Genomic DNA, 24712 nt, shown 5'->3' with positions numbered 1-24712 from the left:
CATGCCCTGAAGCGTATCATGGTTCTCAGGATGTTACCCCAGGAACCTCAACCGAAAACTCGTATGAGACGGGTATATACAGGCAGGACAATATCGTTTCCCAACGTCCGCCAGGGAATTTTCCTGTCCAGTTTTGTGGAACCGAGTACAAGCCTCTGACGGGCTACTGGAAGACCGGAACTGAAGGCTTTTCGCGTCTCATCAAGGCATCTCGAGTTGAAAAGCGCGGACGAATGCTCAGCTACGTTCGGTTCATGAACGATTTCCCCGTCAGGCCAATTGCAAATCATTGGACCGACGTGAAGTTTTCGAGCCGGTCTGAGCAGAAGACATATGTTGTGCAGACTTCGGCTAACGTTATCCAACGCTGCCTCCTCATGTCCACCGACCCCGGCGACCTCGTCCTCGACCCCACCTGCGGCTCCGGCACCACCGCCTATGTCGCCGAGCAATGGGGCCGCCGCTGGATCACCATCGACACCTCCCGCGTCGCCCTGGCGCTCGCCCGCGCCCGCATCATGGGCGCCCGCTATCCCTACTACCTGCTCGCCGACAGTGAGGCCGGTCGGCGCAAGGAGGCGGAGGTTAGGGGAGAGCTAAGAAGTGGAGAGTGTCGAGTGGAGAGAGAAGAGGCTGGCGCCAACTCTCCACTCTCCACTCAACACTCTTCACTAAAACAGGGTTTCGTCTACGAGCGCGTCCCGCACATCACCCTCAAGTCCATCGCCAACAACGCCGAGATCGACGTCATCTGGGAGGACTACGAGCAACGCCTGGCTCCGATCCGCGAGCAGCTGTCAGCGGCGGCCGGGCTAGAGAAGACCCTCGAAGAATGGCAAATCCCTCGCGAACCGCCGGATAACTGGCCACTCTCCACTCATCCACTCGTCACTGCCTTCTGGCGCGAGAGAATCGAGCGCCAGAAGGCCATCGACGCCTCCATCGCCGCCAAGGCCGACTTCGAATATCTCTACGACAAGCCCTACGAGGACAAGAAGACGGTCCGCGTCGCTGGCCCCTTCACGGTCGAGAGCCTCTCGCCACACCGGGTGCTGGGTCTGGACGAGGACGACGAGCTGATCGATCCCGTCGCCGAGCCCAAGGACGGTTACGGTGAGGAGCGCGACTTCGTCGGCATGATCCTGGAGAACCTCAGGACCGCCGGCGTCCAGCAGGCCCACAAGGAGGACCGCATCGACTTCACCGCGCTCGCGCCCTGGCCCGGAGACTTCATCTGCGCCGAGGGACGGTTTCGAGTGGAGAGCGGGGAAGTGGATAGCGAAGAAGGGAAGAGTGGAGAGCCAGACGGACACGCCTCTTCTCGATCCACTAACCACTCTCCGCTCTCCACTACCGAAAATCGCGCAGCGATTTTCATCGGCCCCGAGTTCGGGACGGTCTCCCGGCTCGATCTGGTCGAGGCCGCGCGCGAGGCAGGTGATGCAGGGTTCGACCTGCTCATCGCCTGCGCCTTCAACTACGACGCCCACTCCTCGGAGCTCGCCAAGCTCGGCCGCATCCCGGTGCTCAAGGCGCGCATGAACGCCGACCTGCACATGGCCGAGGACCTCAAGAACACCGGCAAGGGCAACCTCTTCGTCGTCTTCGGCGAGCCGGACTTGGAAGTGGCGAGTGAAGAGTGGTTAGTCGATAGTGCAGGAGGCATGGTCGCGCCTTATGAGATCTTTAAGCTCGTATCGGGAGTTGGTCGTTTGGCAGAAGTCCATGGACTTGACGGTGCGGATCTATGCCGTTTCGCGAGGGTTTCCCGCCGACGAGAGATTTGGGATTACCTCACAGATGCGGCGAGCCGCATCCTCGATTCCCGCCAACATCGCAGAGGGACAGGCACGGAACACGACCGGGGAGTTTCTACACTCGCTTGGCATTGCGCGCGGGTCGCTCGCGGAGTTGGAGACCTTTGTGGAGCTCTGCGAGAGGCTGGAGTACATCGATCGCCCGATTTGCGAGCGCTTGTCGAACGATTGCACCGAGATCAGCAAGATGCTGAACGCGCTGATGAAATCGCTATCCACTCGCCACTAGCCACTCTCCACTACGCGCAAGCGCGCGTCCAGGGCGTCGACGTCTTCCATCCCAGCACCGGCGAGGTCCGCAGCGACGGCGCCGAGGGTATCGCCTGCTGGATGATCGACACCGACTACAATCAGGAGGCCTTCTTTGTCCGCCATGCCTACTTCCTTGGCGCGAACGATCCCTACAAGGCACTCAAAACCACCCTCAAGGCAGAGATCGACCCGGAGGCCTGGTCCAGTCTCAACAGCGACACCTCGCGGCCCTTCCCCAAGCCACTCTCCGGGCGCATCGCCGTCAAGGTCATCAACCACCTGGGCGACGAGGTGATGAAGGTGTTTCGGGTGTGAGCCGTCCGCCAGGCTACCTGGTCACGAAGCTCCAGCTTCGTGACCCGAGAGAAGAAGCGCTGCTTCACGGATAATCCTATGCACTGCACCAGGCGATGGACCCGTGCGCTGCGCCGGCGTCACTCGGGAAGCGGAGCTTCCTCGCGCGGGTGACGCAGCAGGGGCTGCGTCACCAGAGAAACCACCTCGGCGACGGGGCGATGCAGATGTTTCAGATGTGAGGCTTTAGGAGGCTCCGATGAATCCGGCGCAGGCTACCTGGTCACGAAGCTCCAGCTTCGTGACCCGAGAGAAGAAGCGCTGCTTCACGGATAATCCTATGCACTGCACCAGGCGATGGACCCGTGCGCTGCGCCGGCGTCACTCGGGAAGCGGAGCTTCCTCGCGTGGGTGACGCAGCAGGGGCTGCGTCACCAGAGAAACCACCTCGGCGACGGGGCGATGCAGATGTTTCAGATGTGAGGCTTTAGGAGGCTCCGATGAATCCGATTGTGGAGCAAGCTGCTCGAGTATTCTTGCAGCGCGTGCGTGGCCGCTATGAGCTGAGCGACGCCTGGCTCTTCGGCAGTCAAGCGAGACAGGCGGCTACCGTCGATAGCGATGCCGACATTGCCGTGCTCTTGCGTGGCGCGCACGGGGCTCGCGGCGCCCGCGCCGATGCCGCCGTGGACATGGCCGGAATCGCCTTCGACGTGATGCTCGAGACTGGTGTGCTCATCGATCCCTTGCCGCTGTGGGAAGACGAGTGGGCGCACCCCGAGCGCTTCGAGAATCCCGCGCTCATCGCCAACATCCATCGCGACGGGCTGCGCCTGTGAGCCCGGATCTCTACCTGGACAAGTCGCGACGCGCGCTCGCCTCGGCGCGCCTGCTGCTGGAGGACGGCGATACCGAAGGGGCCTGTAATCGTGCCTACTACGCCATGTTCGATGCCGCGCACGCGGCCCTGCTCGCTGGGGTCCCTAACTTCAATACCGGCTCGACCAAGACCCATCGTGGTCTGATCGCGGCCTTGGGTCGGTATCTGATCGTCCCTGGCCACCTGCCGGACACCCTGGGTCGCGCGCTCAACCAGGTCGAGCGCATCCGACTGCTCGCCGACTACACCGGTGAGGGCATCGACGCATCCAAGGCACGTTGGGCGATCGAGCAGGCCGCCGAGTTTCTCAGCCAGATCGAGGCATCCATCTCCATCGACCGCTAGGCATTCGCCATGGACCTACTCATCGCCGACACCTTCACGGCCAGTCTGGCACGTCTGACCAACGACGAGCAGAAGGCGGTCAAGACGACGGCCTTCGACCTCCAGCTCAACCCCGCCAACCCCGGCATGAGCCTCCACAAGCTCGACCGAGCGCGCGACAAGCGCTTCTGGTCCGCGCGTGTCAGCGCCGATCTGCGCCTCATCCTGCACCGCACGGACACGACCCTGATGCTCTGCTACGTCGACCACCACGACCGCGCCTATCAGTGGGCCGAGCGCCGCAAGCTGGAGACGCACCCGACCACAGGCGCCGCGCAGCTCGTCGAGATCCGCGAGCGCGTCGAGGAGATCACCATCCCGCACTATGTCGAGGCGCCGGCTCCGTCCAAACCGCCGCTCTTCGCCAGTCTGTCGGACGACATGCTCCTCGGCTACGGCGTCCCGGCCGAGTGGCTGGCCGATGCGCGCGCAGCAAACGAAGACAGCCTCATGGAGCTGGTGGACCACCTTCCCGCGGAGGCAGCCGAGGCGCTGCTGGAGCTGGCCACGGGCGGCAAACCGCAGCCGATCGCCGCCAAAGTGCCGGACCCCTTCGCCCATCCCGACGCGCTGCGCCGCTTCCGCGTCATGAAGAACGTCGAGGAGCTGGCGCGCGCGCTCGAATTTCCCTGGGAGAAGTGGAGCGTCTTCCTGCATCCGTCACAGCGCGACTGGGTCGAGCGCGACTACAACGGACCGGCGCGGGTCTCGGGCTCGGCGGGCACGGGCAAGACGATTGTGGCGCTGCATCGCGCCGTCCATTTGGCGCGCTCGCACCCCGAGGCGCGGGTGCTCTTGACGACCTTCTCCGAGACGCTCGCCCAGTCCCTGAGGGTCAAGCTGCGCCGACTCATCGGGCAGGAGCCGAGCCTCGCCGAGCGTCTGGAGGTCCATGCCCTGGATGCCATCGGCGAGCGGCTCTATCAGGGGCATGTGGGACCGGTCCGTCTCGCGACACAAGATGATATTCAGGCCGCGATGCGCAAAGCGTCCGAGGCTGCCGAGTCGCATCGATTCAGCCTCCATTTCCTCATGACTGAATGGCACGACATCGTCGACGCCTGGCAGCTGGAGGACTGGACGGCCTATCGCGACGTCCGCCGCCTGGGGCGCAAGACGCGGCTCTCCGAGGCGCAGCGTGCGTCCCTCTGGTCGATCTTCGAGCGTGTCCAGGCCGATCTCCAAGAGCAGGGCCTCATCACCCGGACGGGGCTCTTCACCGCACTGGCGAGCCGGATCGCCGAGCGCCCACCCTTCAATTTCGCCGTCGTCGACGAGGCGCAGGATCTCACCATCGCGCAGCTGCGCTTCCTCGCGGCGCTGGGTGCGCACCGTCCCGATGCGCTCTTCTTCGCGGGCGATCTGGGACAGCGGATCTTCCAGCAGCCATTCTCTTGGAAATCGCTCGGTGTCGACATCCGGGGGCGCTCGCGGACGCTACAGATCAACTACCGCACCTCGCACCAGATCCGCACCCAGGCGGATCGCCTGTTGGCGCCGGAGCTGTCGGACGTGGACGGCAATGTCGAGACGCGGGGCGAGACCATCTCGGTCTTCAATGGTCCTGCACCGCTAATCCAATCCTTCGCGGACACCGACGCCGAGATCGCCGGCGTCGCCGCCTGGCTCAAGGACGTTGCCACGGAGATCAATCCGCAGGAGATCGGAGTCTTCATCCGCTCCGACGCCCAGCTCGACCGCGCCCGCGCCGCGCTCGAAGCCGCCGCCCTCGGCTATCAGGTCTTGGATGAAGGGCTGACGACCACGAGCGGCAAGGTCGCGATCAGCACCATGCACCTGGCGAAGGGGCTGGAATTCAAGGCCGTCGTGGTCATGGCCTGCGACGACGAGGTGATCCCGCTGCAGTCGCGCATCGACAGCATCGGCGACGATGCCGACCTGGAAGAGGTCTACAACACCGAGCGGCATCTGCTCTACGTCGCCTGCACCCGGGCGCGGGATCGGCTGCTGGTCTCCGGCGTGGATCCGGTTTCCGAGTTTCTCGAAGACTTGACCATCTAGGCTGATGTCCGAGACCGAATACCAGAGCCTGATCGAGCCTCTGGATCTCTTGTCCGCGCCCGGCTTCAGAGAGTCCTTCGAGCAGGCCCAATCGAGGTCGACAGAAGCGAGACCGAGTCCTTTGAGGACATCTTCAGGGAGCCTCAGTGACCTACCGGGTCCGCTTCGCCCGACAAGCTAAACAAGACATCGAGAAGCCGACTCCGAAACTCCGCAACAAGCTGAAGGACATCGTCCGCAAACGTCTAGCGGTCGATCCCTGCTCGGGAAAGGCGCTGGTCGGTCCGCGCAAATGCTACTATTCGATCCGCTTGAGCTAGCAGGTTCGCACTGTCTATTCCATTCAAGACGATGAGCTGATTGTCGGGGACTGAGCTGAAGACAGACACGAGGAGCGCGCTGCGACCTTGATCCTCCTGCGGCCGCCCGCAGCCCTGCAGCGACAGGCAGGTTCTCTTCTGTCGACAGTGTGGCCAGGGCGATGACGTCACGGGTCCCCAATCACGACCGACCATCGGACAGCCCCGCAATCGCACCGCCAAATCCATGACAGGATCAACCGGCTGGAGGGCGCACAGCTCGCCTGCCACATCAGCTACTCGACCGATCCGACCGGCACAGCCTTCATCCACGTCTAACGCAAAGTCACGTCGCGTGCAGGATCGGCCGGGCAGCCCCTGGCTGATGCCCTCCAGCGGCAAAGGACGCCCAGTTTGACCGCCTCACCCATTGCTTACCCCACATCCGTCGACGGACGCGACCTACGCATCGACCTGCTGCGCGGGCTCATCATGGTCTACCTGATCGTCGTGCACTTCGAGCTCGCGTCGGCCTTGAGCATCTTCGCCTGGGACAGGCTCGCGCTCATCTCGAGCGCGGAAGGCTTCGTCTTCCTGTCCGGTATCGTCGTGGGTTTGGTCTATCGACGACGCATGGAGCGCGACGGACTGCGGGAGGCGACGCGACTGCTGTGGCGACGCGCCTGGCAGCTCTATCAGGTGAATCTCTTCGTGATCGCCAGCATCGCCCTGCTCGGGCTGATACCGGCGGTCGACGTCTTCGAGCTGACGCATTGGACCAACCCCTGGTCCGGGGAGTCCTTTCCGCTCTATCCGGCCGCCGGGACTGCCTGGTGGGACTATCTGGTAAGGATCGCGCTGCTGCGCATCGGCCCGCATCAATTCCAGGTCATCGGTCTCTACGTGCTGCTGATGGCCTGCGCCCCGCTCGCGCTCTACCTGGCCGGGCGGCGTCTGACCTGGGTCGTGCTGCTGCTGAGCTGGGGCGCCTATGCCCTGAATCACTATCTGCAGCTCAGAGTGACCGGCGCCCGCTACGAATACGCCTTTCCGAGCCTGACCTGGCAGCTCTTGTTCTTCCACGGCTTGCTGATCGGCTACTATCGCGACCGGACCCTGGAGTTTCTTGCCAGCACCGCCAGCCGTTGGCTGGTCTACCTCTGCGTCGCGCTGCTGGCCGGCTTCTTCTTCCTCGCGAACAACAACCCGCATCCCTTGTTCTGGCCCTGGGGGCATCTGAGCTTCATCGCCCCGGAGACCTTCGGCGAGATGTACCGGACGTGGTTCATGAAGACGCCACTCGGCCTGGGCCGACTACTGAACAATGTGGCCGCCTTCGTCGTCGCCTATCATCTGCTGAGCCGCTACTGGCGCTATTTCGAGCGCCCCCTGGGCTGGCTGCTGATTCCATTGGGCCAGAATTCGCTGTACGTCTTCATCCTGCATATCTATGTGCTGCTGATCCTCTACAACACGCCGTTGCCGGACATGGATCTGTTTTCCGTCAACACCCTGATCCACCTCGGCGTGATCGTGTCGATCTGGCTGATGGTCAAGCAGCGCTTCCTGTTTTCGGTGGTGCCCAGATGACCGCTGCCTTCGATCCAAGCCCGAGCGGGCCTGGGGGCCTTGACCTCCAAGTCAACACGTGTCGGCCTGGAGGCCGACACGTCCAGCACCGGCGTCTTCGGCATGGATGATGAGATCGCAACTTCGAGCAACAGGCCTTATGAGAGCGGACTAGGAACCATGGAGCAGAAACGCCCGCTGCGGCTTCTCCACACCTCGGACTGGCATCTCGGCCGCAGCCTTTACGGCCGCAAGCGCTACGATGAATTCGAGGCCTTCCTGAGCTGGCTCGTCGAGACCATCACCCAAGAAAGGGTCGAGATCCTTGTGGTGGCTGGGGATGTCTTCGACACCAGCGCCCCCAGCCACCGCGCCCAGGAGCTGTACTACAGATTCCTCTGCCAGGTCGCCGCCTCCGCCTGCCGCCATGTGGTGGTGGTCGCGGGCAACCATGACTCCCCCAGTTTTCTGAACGCACCCAAGGCACTGCTGCGGGCGCTGGATGTGCACGTCATCGGCGCGGCGACCGAGCGGCCGGAGGACGAGGTGCTGGTGCTCGCCGACCAGACTGGAGCGCCGGAGCTGATCGTCTGCGCCGTGCCCTATCTGCGCGACCGCGACATCCGCACCGCGGAGGCGGGCGAGACCATCGATGACAAGGACCGCAAGCTGCTCGAGGGCATCCGCAGCCACTACGCCCAGGTCGCGGAGATCGCGGAGCGCCGGCGCGCCGAGCTGGGCGGTCGGCTGCCCATCGTCGGCATGGGCCACCTCTTCGCGGCGGGCGGCCGGACGGTCGAGGGTGACGGCGTGCGCGAGCTCTATGTCGGCTCGCTCGCCCATGTCCCCGCCGCCATCTTCCCGGCCTGCCTCGACTATCTCGCCCTGGGTCACCTGCACGTCCCCCAGAAGATCGGCGGCGCCGAGACCGCGCGCTACAGCGGCTCGCCAATCCCCATGGGCTTCGGCGAGGCCAGGCAGACCAAGAGCCTCTGTCTGGTCGAGCTGAAGGGACCCGAAGCCCGCGTCCGCCCCATCGAGATCCCGACCTTTCAACGGCTGGAGCGCGTGCATGGCGACTGGGAGACCATCTCCGCGCGCTTGCTCGAGCTCACTGCCACCCAAGCCAGCGCCTGGCTCGAGGTCGTCTACGAGGGCGAGGAGATCCTGAGCGACCTGCGCCAGCGACTGGAGCAGGCCACCGGGGACACCGCGCTGGAGATCCTGCGGGTCAAGAACGACCGCGTGGCCGAGCGCGTGCTGGAGCGCATGGACGCGGAGGAGAGCCTGGCCGACCTCCAGGTCGAGGCGGTCTTCGAGCGCTGCCTCGCGGCGCATGACGTCCCGGACGCGCAACGGCCCGACCTGCTGAGCGCGCACCGCGAGATCCTGCACGCGCTGGATGAAACGGACCCGAACGCCGAATAGGGACAGGCCATGCGCATCGAGCAGCTACGTTTCAAGAATCTCAACTCACTGGTCGGCGAATGGACGCTCGACCTCGGCCACCCCGCCTTCGTCGCGGACGGCATCTTCGCCATCACCGGGCCGACCGGCGCGGGCAAAACGACCATCCTGGATGCCATCTGTCTCGCCCTCTACGGCCGCACGCCACGGCTCAGCCGGGTCACCAAGAGCGGCAACGAGATCATGTCGCGACAGACCGGCGAGTGCTTCGCCGAGGTCACCTTCGCCACCCAGGGCGGGCGCTACCGCTGCCACTGGAGCCAGCACCGCGCGCGCCGCAAGCCGGACGGCGAGCTGCAGGCACCCAAGCACGAGATCGCGGACGCCGACACGGACCGCATCCTGGAATCCAAGATCCGCGACGTCGGCAACCGCATCGAAGCGGCCACCGGCATGGACTTCGACCGTTTCACCCGCTCCATGCTGCTGGCCCAGGGCGACTTCGCCGCCTTCTTGGAGGCCGACCCGGACCTGCGCGCGCCCATCCTGGAGCAGATCACAGGCACCGACATCTACAGCCGCATCTCCATCGGCGTGCACGAGCGTCGCGCCCAGGAGCACAAGCAGCTCGACAGCCTCACCGCCGAGCTGGCCGGGCTCAAGCTCCTCAGCGAAGCGGACGAGGCCAGCCTGACCGCGAGCCTGGCGCAGAAGCGCGGCCAGGATGGCGAGCTGGCTCAGCAGGTAAAGGACCACCAGACGGCGATCGCCTGGCTGGATCGAATCGCCCAGCTGGAGAAGGATCTGGCGCAAATCGCGACCGCACGCGACGACTGGCAGGCGCGTCAGACCGCCTTCCAGCCCGAGCATGAGCGGCTGGAGCGCGCCAACCGCGCCTTGGAGCTGGCGGGCGAGCACAGCCAGCTCGTCGCGCTGCGCCAACAGCAGACCGCCGAGCAGGCGGCACGCCAGGACATCGCCGGCCGTTTGCCGGCTCAGCAGGACCTCGCCGACAAGGCGACCGCCGCGCTCGAGGCCGCCAAGACGGCTCTGGACGCGGCGAAGGCAACGCAGCGCGAGGGCATGCTCCTCGTCGGCCAGGCGCGCGCCCTCGACCTCCGGCTCCAAGAGAAGGACGGCCCGATCGCGACCAAGACGGCCGCACTGGCCGAGCGCAACGCCAACCTGCAGCAGACGCGCCAGCAGCACCAAGACTGCTTGCAGACGCTCGCCAATGATCGGCAGGCCCTCACCGCGCTCAACGCGCAGATCGAGGTGACCCAGAAAGACGCCGGCCTGGTCGAGGCGCTAGCCGCGATCCGCGCGCGTTTTGACACGCTGAAGCAGCTCAGCGCACAAGGGGACGCGAAGACCCAGGCCATCAGCTCGGCCGAGCGCGAGGCAGCAACGACCGCCCAGCGCGCGGCCGAGACGGCGCAGCGACTCGCGGCCGAGCGCGAGACGCACCAGGCCGCCGAGGACCAGCTGCGCCAGACCCAGCTGGCGTTGACGGACCTCCTCCAAGGTCGCGAGCTGGGCGATTGGCGGACCGAAGTGAGCGAACTGGAGGCGCGGCGGGCCGCACTGGACAAGGCCACCGAGGCCGTCGAGGCCATCGCCAAGAGCCAGACGACGCAGGCAGAGCTCGACACCGCGCGGGCGGCGCTCATCGAGCAAGCAGGATCGCTCCGCGAGCAGACCGAGCGGCTGGAGCGCCAGCAAGAGACCCTGGAGCGCGAGCAAACCCTGCTGGACACCCAGCTCGACCTGCTCCGTCGCGTCAAGGACCTAGAAGCGGCGCGACACCAGCTCAGGGATGGCGAGCCCTGCCCCCTGTGCGGCGCCACCGAGCATCCCTTCGCGACAGGTAATGTCACCGAGCCGCATGAAACAGAGATCCAGTTAGCGCGCGTCAAAGACGATCTGAGAGCGACGCGCACGGACCTAGTCGCTCTCGGCATCAAAGCGGCGGAGACCGCCAAGGACCTCGACCAGAACGCTGCGCGGCGTGAGGAGAGTGCGCAAGCAGAAGCCACGGCCGAGCAGATGCTCAAGACCCTCGAGACCGATCTCGCCGTCACCAAGGATGGCGCCGAATGGACTCATCGGATTCCCGACCTGCGCGAGGACACCGAGGCGCGGCTGACCCAAGTGCGAGCCCGCGTGACCGACGCCGAGCGGCTTGACAAGGAGATCGACCAGCTCCGTGACCGACGCGACCAGACGCGCGAGACTGTCGCACAGCTCGAGCGGGATACCCAGCAGGCCCAGCACGCGCAGGCCGTCGCGGGGCAAGGCCTGGAGCGCGTCCGGCAAGAGGCAAGGACACTGACCGAGCAGCTCGACGCGGCACTCGCCGAGGCCGCCAGCCGGGTCGGCCACTATGGCATCACCGCCGTCTCCGTCGACAAGCTCGACGCCATTGCGAATACCCTGAGCGAGCGCCGCAACCAATGGACCAGCCGCCAGGAGAAGCGCGCCCAGCTCGAGCAGCGGATCCTTGGCTTGGAGACGACCGCCAAGCACCAGGCCGAGGTGATCGAGAAAGGCAGCGCGGAGATCTCCCAGGAGCAGGAGACCCTAGAGGCCCTACGCCGGGAGCGTGAGCGCATCGCCACCGAGCGCCGTGCCCTCCTTGGCGATCTGAGCCCGGACGCCGAGGAGGCACGCCTCGCCGCGACGGTCGCGACCGCCGAGGACGGGCTTGAGGCCGCACGCCAGCGACAGGCCGAAGCCACCCAAGAGCTGGAGGGGCTGCGGCACCGACTGGCCGAGCTAGAAGGAGCCATCGCTGAGCGCGAGCAACGCCTGCGTGGGAGCGAGGCGGCGTTTGTCGCCCGCGCACAAGGCGCGGGCTTCGCGGACGAAGCGGACTATCGCGCCGCCTGCCTCGCGGAGGCGGAGCGCAAGCAACTGACGGAGCAGGCCGAGCGCCTCGGCCGAGCGCAGATCGCGCTCGCCACCCGGGAGCGCGAGACGACCGCGACGCTCGAGACCGAGCGAGACAAGGCAGTCACCGACCGCCCCCGGCCCGAGCTGCAGGAGGGACTCGACCGCCTCACGGCCGCCCAGCGCGCCCTGCACCAAGACATCGGCGCCATCAGCCAGCAGCTCGCGGAGAACGCCAAGCGGCGCGAGCAACAGCAGCAGCGCGCCGAGGCCATCGAGCGGCAGCGCCAAGAATGCACCCGCTGGGACGCCCTGCATGCGCTGATCGGCTCGGCCGACGGCAAGAAATACCGCAACTTCGCCCAGGGACTCACCTTCGAGCTGATGGTCGGCCACGCCAACCGTCAGCTCAAAAGGATGACCGACCGCTACCTGCTGATCCGCGACACCGACCAGCCCCTGGAGCTGAACGTCATCGACAACTACCAGGCGGGTGAGGTCCGCTCCACCAAGAACCTCTCCGGCGGCGAGAGCTTCATCGTCAGCCTCGCGCTCGCCCTCGGCCTCTCGCAGATGTCGAGCAAGAACGTCCGCGTCGACTCGCTCTTCCTCGACGAAGGCTTCGGCACACTGGACGAAGAGGCCCTGGACACGGCGCTAGAGACCCTCGCCGGCCTACAGCAAGACGGCAAGCTCATCGGCATCATCTCCCACGTCGGCGCCCTCAAGGAGCGCATCGGGACCCAGGTTCGGGTGATCCCCACGACGGGCGGGCGGAGCAGGCTGCAAGGGCCAGGGTGCGGCGGGTCGGCATAGGAGCAAGAGCAGATTGGTGGACGAGCGAGAGAGACTGTGAGAGTAATCCAAGCGCACCGCGAAGATCGCAGATTGGTGTAGGTTGGGCCGACGCAGGAGGCCCAACAATCAAAGCGTTAGGCTAGCCGCCATGTTGGGCTTCGTACCTCAGCCCAACCTACGCAGAATGTCTTCACAGTCTCGAGAGCGAAGTCCACCAGATCCCGCGCCGATGCTGGTGGACTGCGCTGCGCTCGTCCACCCTACGGCGACGACTGGCTCATCCTGAGAGGCTGACGGCTCTCCCCAGCTTGATCTGCTCGCGCTCGTGGTGAACCTGCGCCTCTCGCATGCGCTCGGCGGCGTTGGCGATCTCGAAGAGGAAATAGGCGCCACCCTCATAAAGCACATCATGCTTCAAGGCGTTGCCGATCTCTTCGTAATTGGGAAAGCCCCGCATGACCGCACGTTTCTCCGCGCGATGGGCCAGGGACTCGGTGTGATAGTTGCCGATGATCAGGTCGTAGGCGGCGCTTATGTTTTCGGCATCCTCGAGATCCCCGACGATCACCTGGTCCGCCTCGATGTCGCCCAGGATGGGTGAGTCGACCGTGGCGATCGCCAGGGCGACCTTGCCACCCACTTCGCGCAATGAGGCGGCCATGGCCGCCAGGTGATCCGGCTCGGCGACCAGCAGGAAGCGGGTCTGCCCGATGGAGAAGTGGCTGTCGAGCATGGCGTCCTGCAGCCGCTTGCGCCAGCGCTCCACCACAGGCGGAGGCGCCTCCCGGCCGCTCGCCTCGAGCAGCCAGGCGACCAGCGCGTCGGTTCCCTGCAGACCGCTCACATGATCCAAGTGGTGGTGCCGGATGGCCGGATTCTTCTTCTGCAAGGTCGCGCCGACGGGCTTGACCGAAGCCCCGACAGTAACCACGAAGGCCGCATCCGCGAGCTGCTTGAGCGCGTCGACCGTCACCCCGCCACTGCTCAGGGACGCCTGTTTTTCGCCCAGATGATTGTCCAGCGAAGAGGACAGATCCGGGACGGCGACGACCTTGAAACCGAAGGCCTCGATGAAGTCGCGGAGCTTCTCCACCTCGATCGGCTGCAGACTGACATGGGGGACCAAGACGATCTTCTGTGCATCGATCCGGTCGCAGGGCTCGGTGAGCTGGTCGATCAACGCTTGGGTCGTTAGGGTCCAGCCGCTCTCCAGGCCGCCCTTGAAATCCGGGGTGTTGACGTAGACCAGAGGCACGTCGATCTTGCTGGCGACGCCACGGAGATCGTCCCCCTTGGTCTCGGTCAGCCCCGTGGTATGCACCCCGATCAGCTCGGGGGCGACCTTGTCACCGATATTCTTGACCGATTCGCTGATGCTGTAATCACCACCGTCCAGCACGGCGATCACGTCGTTCACCGCGGTCGTCTGCAGGGCGATGGGCTCGCAGAAATGGCGGGTGAACATCACCTTGGCGAAACTGGCGCAGCCCTGAGCACCGTGCATCAAGGGCATGCAGCGGTCGACACCCAGGAACGCCAGGGTCGCCCCCATCGGCTGCGAGAGCTTATGGGGGTTCACCTGCAGCGGCTTGCCGGATTTGCGTCTTACTTCTGCCATGGTGCCTTCCTATCGACCAGCTCGAAGACCGGATTCTGCAGTGAGTTTATAAGGTCTTCGGCGAGGACCAGCAGCCCGTCGTAACCGCCGTAGCTCTTCTTCTTTTCCTGATTGACGTCTGTGAAGGCGATGCGCTTCTTGATCGCGGTATAGAGGGATCGGCCGCCGGCCAGGAGCAGCTGGGCACCTGTGTCGTCGATCACCTTCGCCTGCTCGGTCGCCGGGTTGGTCATCAGGATGGCGTTCTCGCCGAGGTATTCCCGCGCCTTGGCCTTGTCGGCCTCGGTCGACTTGCGCACCGAGGTCGCCACCACCTCGATCCCCAGATCCTGCAGCGCCGAGGCGATGGACCAGGCCTTGTTGCCGCCGGTATTGAGCACCGCCTTCTTGCCGGCGAAGATCTCCCGGTAGGGGATCAGCTTCTCGTCCAGCCGCGCCTCCTCGCGGGCGATCAGGGCGCGGGCGCGGGCGATCAGATCGGCATCGCCCAGGGCCTCGGCGATGGCCAGGATGCCGTTCGAGGTATCCGTCTTGCCGTAGAAGGAGCAGGAGATCCAGGGGATCCCATACTGCTCCTGCATCTTGCGGGTCATGGACACCAGGGACTTGGCGCAGACGATGACGTTGAGCTTGGCCCGGTGGGCGGTGCGGATCTCGGCGATGCGGCCGTCGCCGCTGAAGGTCGAGAGCACGCGGATGCCCAACTCTTCGAGCAGATGCCGGTAGCGCCAGAGCTCGCCAGTATTGTTGTGCTCCCCGATCAGGTTGATGTCGAAGGGGGTCGTTTCCTCCGGCTCCTTGGTCCCGATCAGATGCTGCAGCACGGCCTCCCCGGCGATGCGGCTGCCAAGGTTCTTGGCGCCGACGAAACCCGGCACATGGACAGGCACGCAGGGGATGCCATGCTTTTCGCTCCTGTGCTTGCAGACGGCGTCGATGTCATCCCCGGTCAGGGCGGGGACACAGGTCGAATAGACGAACACGGCCTCGGGCGCATAGCTCGCGGCGATATGGTCGATCGCCGCCGCCAGCTTCTTCTCGCCGCCGAAGACCACATCATTGTTATTGATGTCGGTGGCGAAACCGGTCTGGGTCAGGTCCCGGCCCGACCAGCTGGTCGGTGTCAGGCGCGTTTCCCAGGCCCCGCCGATGCAGGACATGGGGCCATGGACCAGATGGGCGGCATCGGCGAAGGGAAAGAGGGCAATCTGGGCACCGTCGAGGGCGCACCCGCCGGTGGTGGCACCGGGCGTGGGGGCGTTACACGAGCTCTTCTTGCCCTTGTTGTGCTCACAGGCGCTCTCGACGAGCAGGTCTTTGATCTTCGGTTTTGACGACACGAGGCTTTGCCTTCCGTTCTCTGCGTTCCGCTCTACAGAAAAAGTAGAGCCAAACTGGCAAGGTTAGTCTAAGGGCTCAGGCAGTGCCCCAGTCTCCAACCGAGCGAGCCTTAGGCGATTGCCGGAAATTCGTATACCAGGTGGCGCCGGATTGAGGTCCGCCTTCAAGGAGCGCCGGCAGGAGCATAGCCGAGCTATGTGACTGTCGGCGCGACACAGAAGGCGGGCGCCAAGACAAGCCAGATGGTATGAGAATCGACAGAAATCGCCTTGGTCCTCCGCCTGGGGTGGAATGCAGGTCACAGGGCAAAGACACCAGAGCAGTGCCTCGGGCGCCGAGCATCACGATAGTATCCATCGATTCCCGACCCTAATACCCTGATACTTCGCAACACCAGCGCCCACACGTGCGTTTTGGTAGATGCCACTCACACGCCATGCCCCATGAGCGGCGCTGCGTCTCTAAGACTCCTTAGACACGAAGGCCGCACGCACGACATCAACGAAGGTTTCCGCCTGCTCCCCCAGCTCGAGCGCATCGCTCAGCCCCACAGGTCCCAGGTGTATTCAGCAACCAAGCGAACCTCCTCAGCAGGGTTCAGCAAGCGTCCCATCTCCTTCAAAGACAGTGCCCGGTCGTGCCGTCTAGGAAGGTGTAATCCGAGTAACCGTGCGCGTCCCCGCCATAGAAGGTCGCCTCGTCCGGGGTATTGAGCGGGACATCCCGGCGCAGACGCTCGACCAGGTCGGGATTGGCGATGAAGAGTTTGCCGAAGGCGATGAGGTCGGCGGCATTCGCGGCGCGGGTTTCCAGGGCCAGGTCGCGCGTGTAGCCGTTGTTGCCGATGTAGGTACCCTGGAAGAGCTCGCGCAGCTGCGACAGCTTGAAGGGGTGCCCGGTCTCGCGCGGGCCGCCGGTGACGCCCTCGACGACGTGCAGGTAGCCGATGCCGCGTTCCGAGAGCTGCTCGGCGACATAGGAGAAGAGTGACTCGGGATCGCTGTCTTCCATATCGTGGACTGGCGAGAGCGGCGCGATCCGAACGCCGACGCGTCCCTTGTCCCAGACCTCCAGCACCGTATCCACCACCTCCAGCAGTAGACGCGCGCGATTCTCCACGCTGCCGCCATAGGCGTCGTCACGCCGATTCGATCCATCGCGCAGGAACTGGTCGAGCAGGTAGCCGTTGGCCGCATGGATCTCGACCCCATCGAAGCCAGCCGCGCGCGCGTTCTCCGCCGCCCGACGATAGTCGGCGACGATGCCCGGGATCTCGTCCAGCTCCAAGGCGCGGGGCGTGACCATGTCGACCATCCCCTTGCCGGTGAAGACCTGCCCGTTCGCCTTGATGGCGGACGGAGCAACCGGCAGGGCGCCGCCCTCCTGCAGATCCGGGTGCGAGATGCGCCCGACGTGCCAGAGCTGGATGAAGATCCGTCCGTGATGGCCGTGCACGGCCTCCGTCACCTGCCTCCAGGCGGCGACCTGGGCATCGCTATAGATGCCCGGCGTCTGGATATAGCCCTTGCCCTGGGGCGAGACCTGCGACGCCTCGCTGATGATGAGACCCGCGGTCGCGCGCTGGGCGTAGTAGGTCGCCATCAGCGGAGTCGGCACGTCGCCCTCCCCGGCGCGGCTGCGCGTGAGCGGGGCCATGACGATCCGATTCGGTAGGGTCAGATCGCCGAGCGGACAAGGTTGAAAGAGATCGTGGTCGGTTTGGTCGCTCATGGTCTGGGTCCAAGTGGAGACTGGGAAGAAGTATCCGGCAGGTTGCGACTGACCAGGCCGGCATCAAGCCGACGGCTTGAATAGGACCCGCGGCAGCCGCGCCAAGTCCTGGTCGACGCACAATCCAGCCTTACAGAATGCCCGCCGGGTCGCGCCTCATTGACATAGCCCCACCCCAAGCGCTCGGTCAGCTGCGCCGTGAGCCGGAGACCCAGCCCGAATCCCTGCGCCTAGGCATTATCGCTCGCGTCCCGGGCGATGTTGACGATCTCGACGCGGCCACCCTGCTGGCGGATGCCGACCTGGCCGTCCCAGGTGTGCTGGAAGGCGTTGCGGATGAGGTTGCCGAGGACGATGCGGGCCGGCACTTCGGGCAGGATCAGCTCGCAGGGCTCGGTCTCGAGCGCGACCTCGACGCGCTTGTCGCTCAGCAGGTAGCGCATGTCGTCGACGAGCTGAGCGATCAGGGCGTCGATGCGAGCCGGATGGTTTGCCGGGGTCTGGGCGCTGTCTCGGCCGAGCCAGAGCAGGGTCTCGGTCAGGTGCTGCATGTTGAGAGTCTGTCTGGAAAAAGCTCAGACACAATTTGCAAGCGTTTTCTTCAGCATCGCGATGCGAATCATGTCTCTTGCCGACCCACCTCGCACTAGTGATCACAACGTCCGCTTGCCGGAGATGCCTGGGCTCCTCGAAGCATCAGGTTGGCTCGACGAATAAAGCTAAGTATCGGCCGAGCGCGCGCGTTACGCATCCGTGCGCGCAGCCCGTCGACAAGGATTCAGTCGAGAAGCGGCACTCGCGTATGGCGAGCGCTGCGCGATGTGTGGCCTTGGATCAGGGCTGATCGAAGGCGCACACATCTACCCCGTCGAGGCATCCGACAGCAAGGACGAGCTCTGGAACGGTATCGCGCTCTGCCGCAATCACCACAGGGCCTTCGACCTGCACCGGATCGCCGTGCACACGGACACCTGGCAGCTTGAAATTCATCCAGATCTGCACTCCGCGAGCCAGACGGTAGGGAGTGCGATTTGGGCTTTTTCACGCACTTTTCGGTCCCGCATCCAGGTATTCAACGAGCCCCTGAAGTTGATATGTAAGTCATTGATTTTTTAACATGTACTGGACTTTTCTGGCAGGACGAAAAGTGCGTGAGCCGAACACCCGAAAATCCACTCAGATCGAACATCCTAGCCAGACGGACTCCGCGCTGCATCGTTTTCTAGCAATGACATCTCCCGCACTTGCGCTTCCCAGCGAGGCAGCAATGCATCCGAGTCCGGCGATGTTCGAGCGGCGCCACCAATTCTATGAAGGCCGTTATGATTGGCTGAAATAGCCCTCACTCCCTGCACCACGCCCTCAGGTCCTCAAGCTGCGTCAGCGCGGCGGCGAGCCCCGGGGCCAAGGCCTGTTCCAGGATGGTCTTCGTACTCTCCGATCAATCGCCGATATCGCTCAGGTAGCGGTGCTAATGGCTCAGGGGGTGGAATCTGCCCCCTTCGTGGCGGCATCAGCATTGGCTCTCGCGGCAGCCCTTCCATGCCATCGAGTAGCTGCACTCGGATCTCGCGAGCAAGCACTTCGGCCAATAGCGACGGCACGGCATTGCCAAGCATGCGCTGCACATCGCGATGTCCTGCTTGGAACCTCAAGCCATCGGGAAAGGTTTGGATTCGGCAAAGCTCCTGTGGCGACAGATGGCGACTGCGCCAATGGAAGGGACCGACCGCGGGACCAGGCTGGGCCTGAATTGTCCAGGCAGGGCGGTTCTTGGCCAGTTTCAGAAGAAACGACCAGAAACGTGTGCGCCATCCGAAGATGCTCTCTCCGCCCCCACGACCTGTGTGCCAGAGATAATTCTCTCCCTCTGGAATCGTCGGCAGCAGGTCTGCCCACTTACCCCGCATCCTTAAGGCAGGATCGTCTAGCTCTTGCGGCAAGTCGCCGATCGCATCCCATGCTGTGCGGAGCGGCTCAAGGCCCTGACTCAGAAGGTCCGCGTCGTCCATGTCCGCATGAGAGGGCGCGGGGAACCGAAAAGGCATGCCATCGCGCGCGCCAACCAAGAAGACGCGCTCGCGCTGCTGAGGCACGCCGTAGTGGGATGCATTGAGCTTTGCAACAGAGGGAGAGTAAGCAGTTCCCGCACTGCGGTTGATCGCCTCAATGCCATCCAGCAAGAGCCTGAGACCCTCGCTCTTTGCGTTGAATGCCATCCCAGGCACATTCTCCAGCAAGAAGGCTCGCGGACGCGCGTCATGGAGCACACGCAGATACTGCTCGAGCGTGCTGGAGCGAGGATCTTCCAAACGCTTGGTCTCACCACTGGCCCAAAAACCAGCCTTCGAGAAGGGTTGGCACGGCGGACCGCCGATCAGGACATCGGCTTCCCCGGATGCCAGGCCCGCCGTATCCAGTATTTGCTCAGAGGTGAAGTCGTGGATGTCGCCCCGCAGCACCGGCCAGTTTGGGCGGTTCTCCGCGAGCGCATCGCAGCACACCCTATCCAACTCGATGGCAACGCGGGTCTCGAGCCGTGCCGCCTCGAAACCGAAGTCGAGGCCGCCTACACCCGAGTAAAGACTGATCGCGGTGGGCATCTGACACACGCTCTCCTGTGACAATAAGGGCTCGAGACAGCAGCCGAGACAGCTCTGACCGACTCTGAATGCTGTCGCCCCATGATAAGCGACCAAATGCGGGTCTCGAAGGGTTCGAAGAGAAGCGGGCAGGCTCGTACGAGACTGAACGGGGGCCCGGAACAAACGCGATTCTTGACCTGAGGCCTCACTCCCGCCCCCTCGTGGCGCGCCACCGCCCCAACCCCCTGTCGTCCTTGCAGTTGTCGGAGACTGTCCGGACGTCAACGCAGAGAGGTCCGCGCATGCCTCACAGCCGCTTTATCCATCGCTTCGAGCGCCTCCTCAGCGCTCGCTCTTCGACACACCCCGAAACGCAACGGCCCCGCCGCCGTCACGCGACAGCATGAGGCATGACCAAGGGAGCAAGGGAGCAAGGGAGCAAGGGAGCAAGGGAACGGATACGCAAGAATGCCCGAAACCGCCGACCTGAATCATGGCGCGCGAGGCGGCGGCTCGGCTAGGATCGACCTCGGGATCTGGAGCGGCCAGCGCCTTACACGCGGGGTCGCCGCCCCGGCGTGGTGGGTGGCATACGGCTGCGGGAGCCTGTCGAGGCCAGCATCGAAAATCCGATGATGGCCGATCGGCGATCTCGAGATGCATCGCAGTGGTGCACTTGCGGGATGCCCCGAATGCAGACCAAGACAAGGCGGAGAATCCATGCGTCGCTTTCGGCTGAGACCCGAGCAGCTGTCTTTGCGTGCCCTGTTGCGTAGGGCCTTGGCGCCGGCCGTCGTGGCCCTTGCGTGCCAAGGGCCGACCCCGGCCATTCTGGCCGCTGACGACTTGGAGACTCTAAAGGGCCTGGACCTCGACGAGCTGGCGGATCTGCAGGTCTCGATCCTGTCCGGCCGTCCCCAGCGCCTGTCCGACAGTGCCGCGGCGGTCTACGTGCTGACGGCCGAGGACATCCGCCGCAGTGGCTATACCACCGTCCCGGAGCTGCTGCGACTGGTGCCGGGCTTCGATGTCGCGCGTATCGATACGGCCGAGTGGGCGATCGGCGCGCGCGGCTTCGGCGGGCGCTTCGCGAACAAGCTCTTGGTAATGATCGATGGCCGAAGCGTCTACACGCCGCTGTTCTCGGGCGTGTTCTGGGAGGTCGTGGACGCCATGCTCGAGGATATCGAGCGCATCGAGGTCGTTCGCGGCCCCGGCGCCTCCTACTGGGGCGCCAATGCGGTGAGCGGAGTCGTCAACATCATCACTAAGCATGCCGCCCAGACCGAAGGCGGCCTGATCTCCAGCTACGCTGGCAATCTCCAGCAAGGGATCGCCGCGCGCTACGGTGCCCCGGTCGGCGACACCGGCTATCTGCGTCTGTTCGTCAAGCGCGACGAGCGCGACCCTGAGCTGACGCTCGTCGGCGAGCGCGCCGACGACGGCTTCTCGGGCAGCCACGCCGGGCTGCGCGGCGATTGGGACCTGACACCCGCCGATACGCTGATGGTGCAGGGTGAACTGCTGAGCGGCGACTCCAATGACCCCTGGATCAACGGCGGAGACCTGATGCTGCAGTGGGAGCACGCGTACCCCTCGGGCGCGTGGGATACCCTGAAGCTCTATTACGACCGCTTCGAGCTCGAGACCGGAACCGGCTTGCAGCTGATGCACGAGGAGCTCGACACCTTCGAGCTGGAGGCCAAGCACAGGTTCGCGCCCCTGGGACGCCACGCGCTCTTCGGCGGGCTGGACTACCGCTGGTACCGCAGCGCCATCGAGACCGGCACGCCCGATGGCATCGACCCCGAGGTGCGCGCCTTCACCCTCGTTAGCGCCTTCATCGAGGACGAGATCGAGCTCGCGCCGGGGAGCCACTATCTCATCCTCGGCACCAAGATCGAGCACAATGATTTCACCGGCCTAGAGATCCAGCCCAACATCCGCGCGCGCTGGCACCCGCGCCCCGACTCGACCCTCTGGGCCGCGATCGCACGCGCGGTGCGCACACCGTCGCGCAGCGAGCTGGACCTGCAAATCGAGACCGAGCTGCTGCCGGCCAGCGAGGCCACGGGAGGTCTCCCCATCGTGGTGCGCTCGCCCCGGGATCGGCAGCTCGACAGCGAAATCCTGATTGCCTATGAGCTCGGCTACCGCTGGAGACCGGCCGAGGTGATAGGGCTCGACGTCTCCCTCTTCTACAACGACTACGACGAGCTGCGCACCCTCGAGACCGAGACCCTGCAGCTCGAGCTGGATCCCTATCCACGTTGGGTCCAGTCGATCACGACCGCCAACCTGCTGCGCGGACAGAGCTATGGTATAGAGCTGGTTGGCGACTGGCGCCCCAGCCGACGGTCACGCGTGCAGGCGTGGTACTCCGCGATGCGCATGAGCCTGCAGCAGGACGCGCACAGCAACGACCCGACCGCGCTCACACCCGAGGAGCAGTTTCCGCAGCAGCAGGCGGGGCTGCGTGTCGGCGTCGATCTGCGGCACGATCTGGAGCTGGATCTCTTCGGCCGCTTCGTCGATCAGCTCCCGGCCTACGGGGTGGATGCCTATACCGAGCTGGATGTACGCCTGGGCTGGCATGTGAATCCGCGCGTGACCTTGGCGCTCGTCGGACGCAACCTGCTCAACCCCTCGCACCGCGAGTATGGCAGCGAGTTCCTCGCCGAGAGTGGGCGGCTGATCGAGCGTGAGGCGTTCCTGCGGATCGAGATCAACCTTTGACATGGCTCGCCTGGCCCTCGACAGCTAGCGCCGCGGCAGGGCAAGGGCTCGATCACTCGGCGCGAGGCGCCCGAAGCCGGCTTGCGGCGCTTGGCGCGGCCGCGCTCCTGTTTGGCGCCGCGCTGGCTGGAGCACGCGCGGAGAGCTTCGCGGAGGTCGACGTACGCGCGGTCTTTCTGCGCAATTTCGCGCTCTTCATCAAGTGGCCACCCCCGGCGTTCGACTCCCCGTCCGCGCCGCTGCGCTATTGCGTGCTCGGCAATCAAGCCTTGCACGCCAGCCTGGAGCGGGCGCTGTCGGGCGAGCAGGTCGCGGGCCGACCGCTGCAGCTGACCGACGCCAAGGATCCAGCGCAGTGGCGCCACTGTCACGTGCTCTATGTCGACCATCGGGCGGCCGAGCCCTCGCAGCGGGTGCTTGCGGTGGTGAACGAGGCTCCCGTGCTCACGGTTGGCGATACGGAGGCATGGGCTCGCGACGGCGGGATCGTGGCGCTGGTCCGCAAGCGCGGGCGGCTGCGCCCCCTGATCAACCGCACGGCGGCGTCACGCGCCCGCATCCGGATCAGCTCCAAGCTGCTGCGACTGGCGACCCTGGTGTCGGAAGCGGCGGATTGAGACGCGCCCCTGCCCCGATCGTGATCGAGCTTCAGGCAGGATGGGTGGAAAAGCGGAAGACGGGACAGGTCTATTTTGCGCGCTGGATGGCACTGGAGACGTTCGCGAGACAGACAGACCAAGCCGGCAAGGATTGCGCCTATCTCTTCACAGCGGAGCCCAGAGGCCAGATCCAGCCGCCCGCCCGCGCAACGGACCCGCCGCGCGAGCGATCGCCGTCGTCCTCGGCTCAGCGGTCGGATCAAGCTACCCCGCCAGTCTCGCGTCGAACTTGAAGGCTTCAAATGCCGCGTGACGCGCAACCTCGGCGAAGGCCGGATGCGCGGGATTGAGCAGGACGTTGCGCTGCTGCGGCACGAGCACGCTCGGAACCGCCAGTGCGAGCGAGCTTTGCTCTTGCAACCAAACCATGCCGATGGCCGCGGTTGAGGCGGGCGCCGGATCCTCGCGCCAGTCGGCCGGGAGCTGGGTATCGTCGAGGACGAGCAGCGCCTCGTCCGGAACATCCAGCGTGACGAGCAGGTAATGGTTGAGGACGTCGCTGCGGTGGAGGTGGACGAGCAGCTCGAGCGCGGCGAGCGAGATGCTGTCCGAGGCATAGACCGCCGCGAGCCCTCTCGGATTCCAGCGGCCGCCGTAGGTCTTGGCGCCGGACCCGTCCAACGCGGATGACCGGTAGCGCGCCTTGACCAGCCGGTAGATACGCATCAGGCGTAGACGCCGTGCTCCAGTCGGCCAATGAGATCCGACACCTCGGCGGCACCCGCCCCCGTATCCAGCAGCTCGATGGGCGCGACCCCGCCAAGCGCCTTCGCCGGCTCCTTGAGCCAGCCGGCGGCGGCCGCGGCGTCGCCCTCGAACAAGGCCACGGCGTTGCGGAAGGTCGAGGCGATCTGGTAGAGACGGTCGCTCTCGTCGGGCGAGAGGCGGGCATCCGGGGTACGACGACGCCGGGCCAGGGTTGCAGGTGCGATCCTGGCGATCCGCAACAACAGGTGCTGCGGGAGCTGCAGCGCGTTGACCAGACGCTCGACGACGACGACCGGGAAGCCTAGGCGGATCTCTGCAACGAGCTCCGCGCGCTCGGCTGGCAGGCCGAGCTGCTCGAGCACGCCGTCGCCCTGCGAGCCTGGGGGCTGAGCGCCCGGAGCCATCGGGAGGACCTTCGGGCTGAAGAGCCTGGGCTGAGCGGTCATGGCAACATCCCTCCATTTCATATGACACAATTCTAGTTCCATATGAGAAGATAACAAGGAGGATGTCGCGGGGGTCTCGCTTGAGCGTACAGGCCTGCAGATCGCTCGAGCGCGATCCCCCTGGTCCGGGGAGAGGAGCTCTCCATCAGGGAGAAGGGGCCTAGGAGCCTGTCGGACTTGGGATGGTCGAGTCGCCCCGGGGAACCGCCCCCCGAGGCGCTCACAGAACCGGACGTGAACGTCTCCGCTCATCCGGCTCCTCCTATCCAGCCGCCCG

Annotated in this window: 18 protein-coding genes; 11 read left to right on the top strand and 7 right to left on the bottom strand. The window is 65.0% G+C overall.

All coding sequences use genetic code 11. The annotated features are described in order from the left end of the window. From G3446_RS29250 to G3446_RS20895, 8 genes are all read left to right on the top strand, one after another. Positions 1-2384, top strand: a 2384-nt coding sequence (locus G3446_RS29250) for a DNA methyltransferase (protein WP_425338416.1), incomplete at its 5' end; no start/stop codon positions are given. Between the two features lie 479 nt (positions 2385-2863). After that, positions 2864-3202, top strand: a complete 339-nt coding sequence (locus G3446_RS20925; protein ID WP_164454938.1) for a nucleotidyltransferase domain-containing protein — start codon at positions 2864-2866, stop codon at positions 3200-3202. Beyond that, a complete protein-coding gene (locus G3446_RS20920) occupies positions 3199-3588 on the top strand; it encodes a HEPN domain-containing protein (RefSeq protein WP_164454936.1) in 390 nt (129 codons plus the stop codon). The genes G3446_RS20925 and G3446_RS20920 overlap by 4 nt, the downstream gene beginning before the upstream one ends. Before the next feature lie 9 nt (positions 3589-3597). After that, on the top strand, positions 3598-5649 hold the full coding sequence (locus tag G3446_RS20915; RefSeq protein WP_164454934.1) for a 3'-5' exonuclease: 2052 nt from the start codon (positions 3598-3600) through the stop codon (positions 5647-5649). A 146-nt stretch (positions 5650-5795) separates the two neighbouring features. After that, positions 5796-5969, top strand: coding sequence for a type II toxin-antitoxin system RelE family toxin (locus G3446_RS20910; protein ID WP_164454932.1), 174 nt, complete (start codon positions 5796-5798; stop codon positions 5967-5969). 393 nt (positions 5970-6362) lie between these two features. Then, positions 6363-7538 carry an OpgC domain-containing protein gene (gene opgC, locus G3446_RS20905; RefSeq protein WP_164454930.1) on the top strand — a complete coding sequence of 392 codons (1176 nt, stop codon included), beginning with the start codon at positions 6363-6365 and terminating at the stop codon, positions 7536-7538. A gap of 159 nt (positions 7539-7697) precedes the next feature. Further along, the gene (locus tag G3446_RS20900) at positions 7698-8945 is read left to right on the top strand and encodes an exonuclease SbcCD subunit D C-terminal domain-containing protein (RefSeq protein WP_245232642.1); all 1248 of its coding nucleotides are present in this window, start codon (positions 7698-7700) and stop codon (positions 8943-8945) included. A 9-nt stretch (positions 8946-8954) separates the two neighbouring features. Beyond that, a complete protein-coding gene (locus G3446_RS20895) occupies positions 8955-12629 on the top strand; it encodes an AAA family ATPase (RefSeq protein ID WP_164454928.1) in 3675 nt (1224 codons plus the stop codon). Positions 12630-12888: 259 nt separating this feature from the next. Here the strand turns inward: G3446_RS20895 and nifN are convergent, their stop codons facing one another. The 4 genes from nifN to G3446_RS20875 form a co-directional block, all read right to left on the bottom strand. Beyond that, positions 12889-14229 carry a nitrogenase iron-molybdenum cofactor biosynthesis protein NifN gene (gene nifN, locus G3446_RS20890; RefSeq protein ID WP_164454926.1) on the bottom strand — a complete coding sequence of 447 codons (1341 nt, stop codon included), beginning with the start codon at positions 14227-14229 and terminating at the stop codon, positions 12889-12891. Next, positions 14217-15569 (bottom strand): nitrogenase iron-molybdenum cofactor biosynthesis protein NifE, encoded by a 1353-nt coding sequence (gene nifE / locus G3446_RS20885; protein WP_164454924.1) that lies wholly within the window; start codon positions 15567-15569, stop codon positions 14217-14219. Before nifE ends, nifN begins: the two co-directional genes overlap by 13 nt. Positions 15570-16188: 619 nt before the next feature. Continuing rightward, on the bottom strand, positions 16189-17301 hold the full coding sequence (locus G3446_RS20880) for an alkene reductase (RefSeq protein WP_164454922.1): 1113 nt from the start codon (positions 17299-17301) through the stop codon (positions 16189-16191). 230 nt (positions 17302-17531) lie between these two features. After that, a complete protein-coding gene (locus G3446_RS20875) occupies positions 17532-17852 on the bottom strand; it encodes an ATP-binding protein (RefSeq protein WP_164454920.1) in 321 nt (106 codons plus the stop codon). 268 nt (positions 17853-18120) lie between these two features. On the opposite strand from G3446_RS20875, the gene G3446_RS29245 reads away from it, so the two are divergent. Further along, the gene (locus tag G3446_RS29245; protein WP_164454940.1) at positions 18121-18417 is read left to right on the top strand and encodes an HNH endonuclease; all 297 of its coding nucleotides are present in this window, start codon (positions 18121-18123) and stop codon (positions 18415-18417) included. A gap of 254 nt (positions 18418-18671) precedes the next feature. Here G3446_RS29245 and G3446_RS20865 read toward each other — a convergent pair whose 3' ends face one another. Next, positions 18672-19904, bottom strand: coding sequence for a DNA cytosine methyltransferase (locus G3446_RS20865; protein ID WP_164454918.1), 1233 nt, complete (start codon positions 19902-19904; stop codon positions 18672-18674). A 702-nt stretch (positions 19905-20606) separates the two neighbouring features. Between G3446_RS20865 and G3446_RS20860 the strand changes: the two genes are divergently transcribed. Beyond that, positions 20607-22622, top strand: a complete 2016-nt coding sequence (locus G3446_RS20860; RefSeq protein ID WP_164454917.1) for a TonB-dependent receptor plug domain-containing protein — start codon at positions 20607-20609, stop codon at positions 22620-22622. After that, complete coding sequence (locus G3446_RS20855) at positions 22619-23239, top strand: YfiR family protein (protein WP_164454915.1); 621 nt, start codon at positions 22619-22621, stop codon at positions 23237-23239. Before G3446_RS20860 ends, G3446_RS20855 begins: the two co-directional genes overlap by 4 nt. Positions 23240-23485: 246 nt before the next feature. On the opposite strand, the gene G3446_RS20850 is transcribed toward G3446_RS20855, so the two are convergent. Then, a complete protein-coding gene (locus G3446_RS20850) occupies positions 23486-23947 on the bottom strand; it encodes an RES family NAD+ phosphorylase (RefSeq protein ID WP_164454913.1) in 462 nt (153 codons plus the stop codon). Beyond that, positions 23947-24435 carry a type II RES/Xre toxin-antitoxin system antitoxin gene (parS, locus tag G3446_RS20845; RefSeq protein ID WP_164454911.1) on the bottom strand — a complete coding sequence of 163 codons (489 nt, stop codon included), beginning with the start codon at positions 24433-24435 and terminating at the stop codon, positions 23947-23949. Before parS ends, G3446_RS20850 begins: the two co-directional genes overlap by 1 nt. Positions 24436-24712 lie beyond the last annotated feature (277 nt).

It is taken from the genome of Thiorhodococcus minor, assembly GCF_010820565.1.
GTDB classification, from domain to species: domain Bacteria; phylum Pseudomonadota; class Gammaproteobacteria; order Chromatiales; family Chromatiaceae; genus Thiorhodococcus; species Thiorhodococcus minor.
This window is presented reverse-complemented; position numbering and strand designations above follow the sequence as displayed.

Coding starts and splice junctions, on each gene's coding strand:
- G3446_RS29245 (WP_164454940.1), top strand. CDS start 18,121: ATGTGTGGCCTTGGATCAGGGCTGATCGAAGGCGCACACATCTACCCC.
- G3446_RS20860 (WP_164454917.1), top strand. CDS start 20,607: ATGCGTCGCTTTCGGCTGAGACCCGAGCAGCTGTCTTTGCGTGCCCTG.
- parS (WP_164454911.1), bottom strand. CDS start 24,435: ATGACCGCTCAGCCCAGGCTCTTCAGCCCGAAGGTCCTCCCGATGGCT.
- G3446_RS20865 (WP_164454918.1), bottom strand. CDS start 19,904: ATGCCCACCGCGATCAGTCTTTACTCGGGTGTAGGCGGCCTCGACTTC.
- G3446_RS20895 (WP_164454928.1), top strand. CDS start 8,955: ATGCGCATCGAGCAGCTACGTTTCAAGAATCTCAACTCACTGGTCGGC.
- G3446_RS20915 (WP_164454934.1), top strand. CDS start 3,598: ATGGACCTACTCATCGCCGACACCTTCACGGCCAGTCTGGCACGTCTG.
- G3446_RS20875 (WP_164454920.1), bottom strand. CDS start 17,852: ATGCAGCACCTGACCGAGACCCTGCTCTGGCTCGGCCGAGACAGCGCC.
- G3446_RS20900 (WP_245232642.1), top strand. CDS start 7,698: ATGGAGCAGAAACGCCCGCTGCGGCTTCTCCACACCTCGGACTGGCAT.
- G3446_RS20925 (WP_164454938.1), top strand. CDS start 2,864: ATGAATCCGATTGTGGAGCAAGCTGCTCGAGTATTCTTGCAGCGCGTG.
- G3446_RS20850 (WP_164454913.1), bottom strand. CDS start 23,947: ATGCGTATCTACCGGCTGGTCAAGGCGCGCTACCGGTCATCCGCGTTG.
- nifN (WP_164454926.1), bottom strand. CDS start 14,229: ATGGCAGAAGTAAGACGCAAATCCGGCAAGCCGCTGCAGGTGAACCCC.
- G3446_RS20880 (WP_164454922.1), bottom strand. CDS start 17,301: ATGAGCGACCAAACCGACCACGATCTCTTTCAACCTTGTCCGCTCGGC.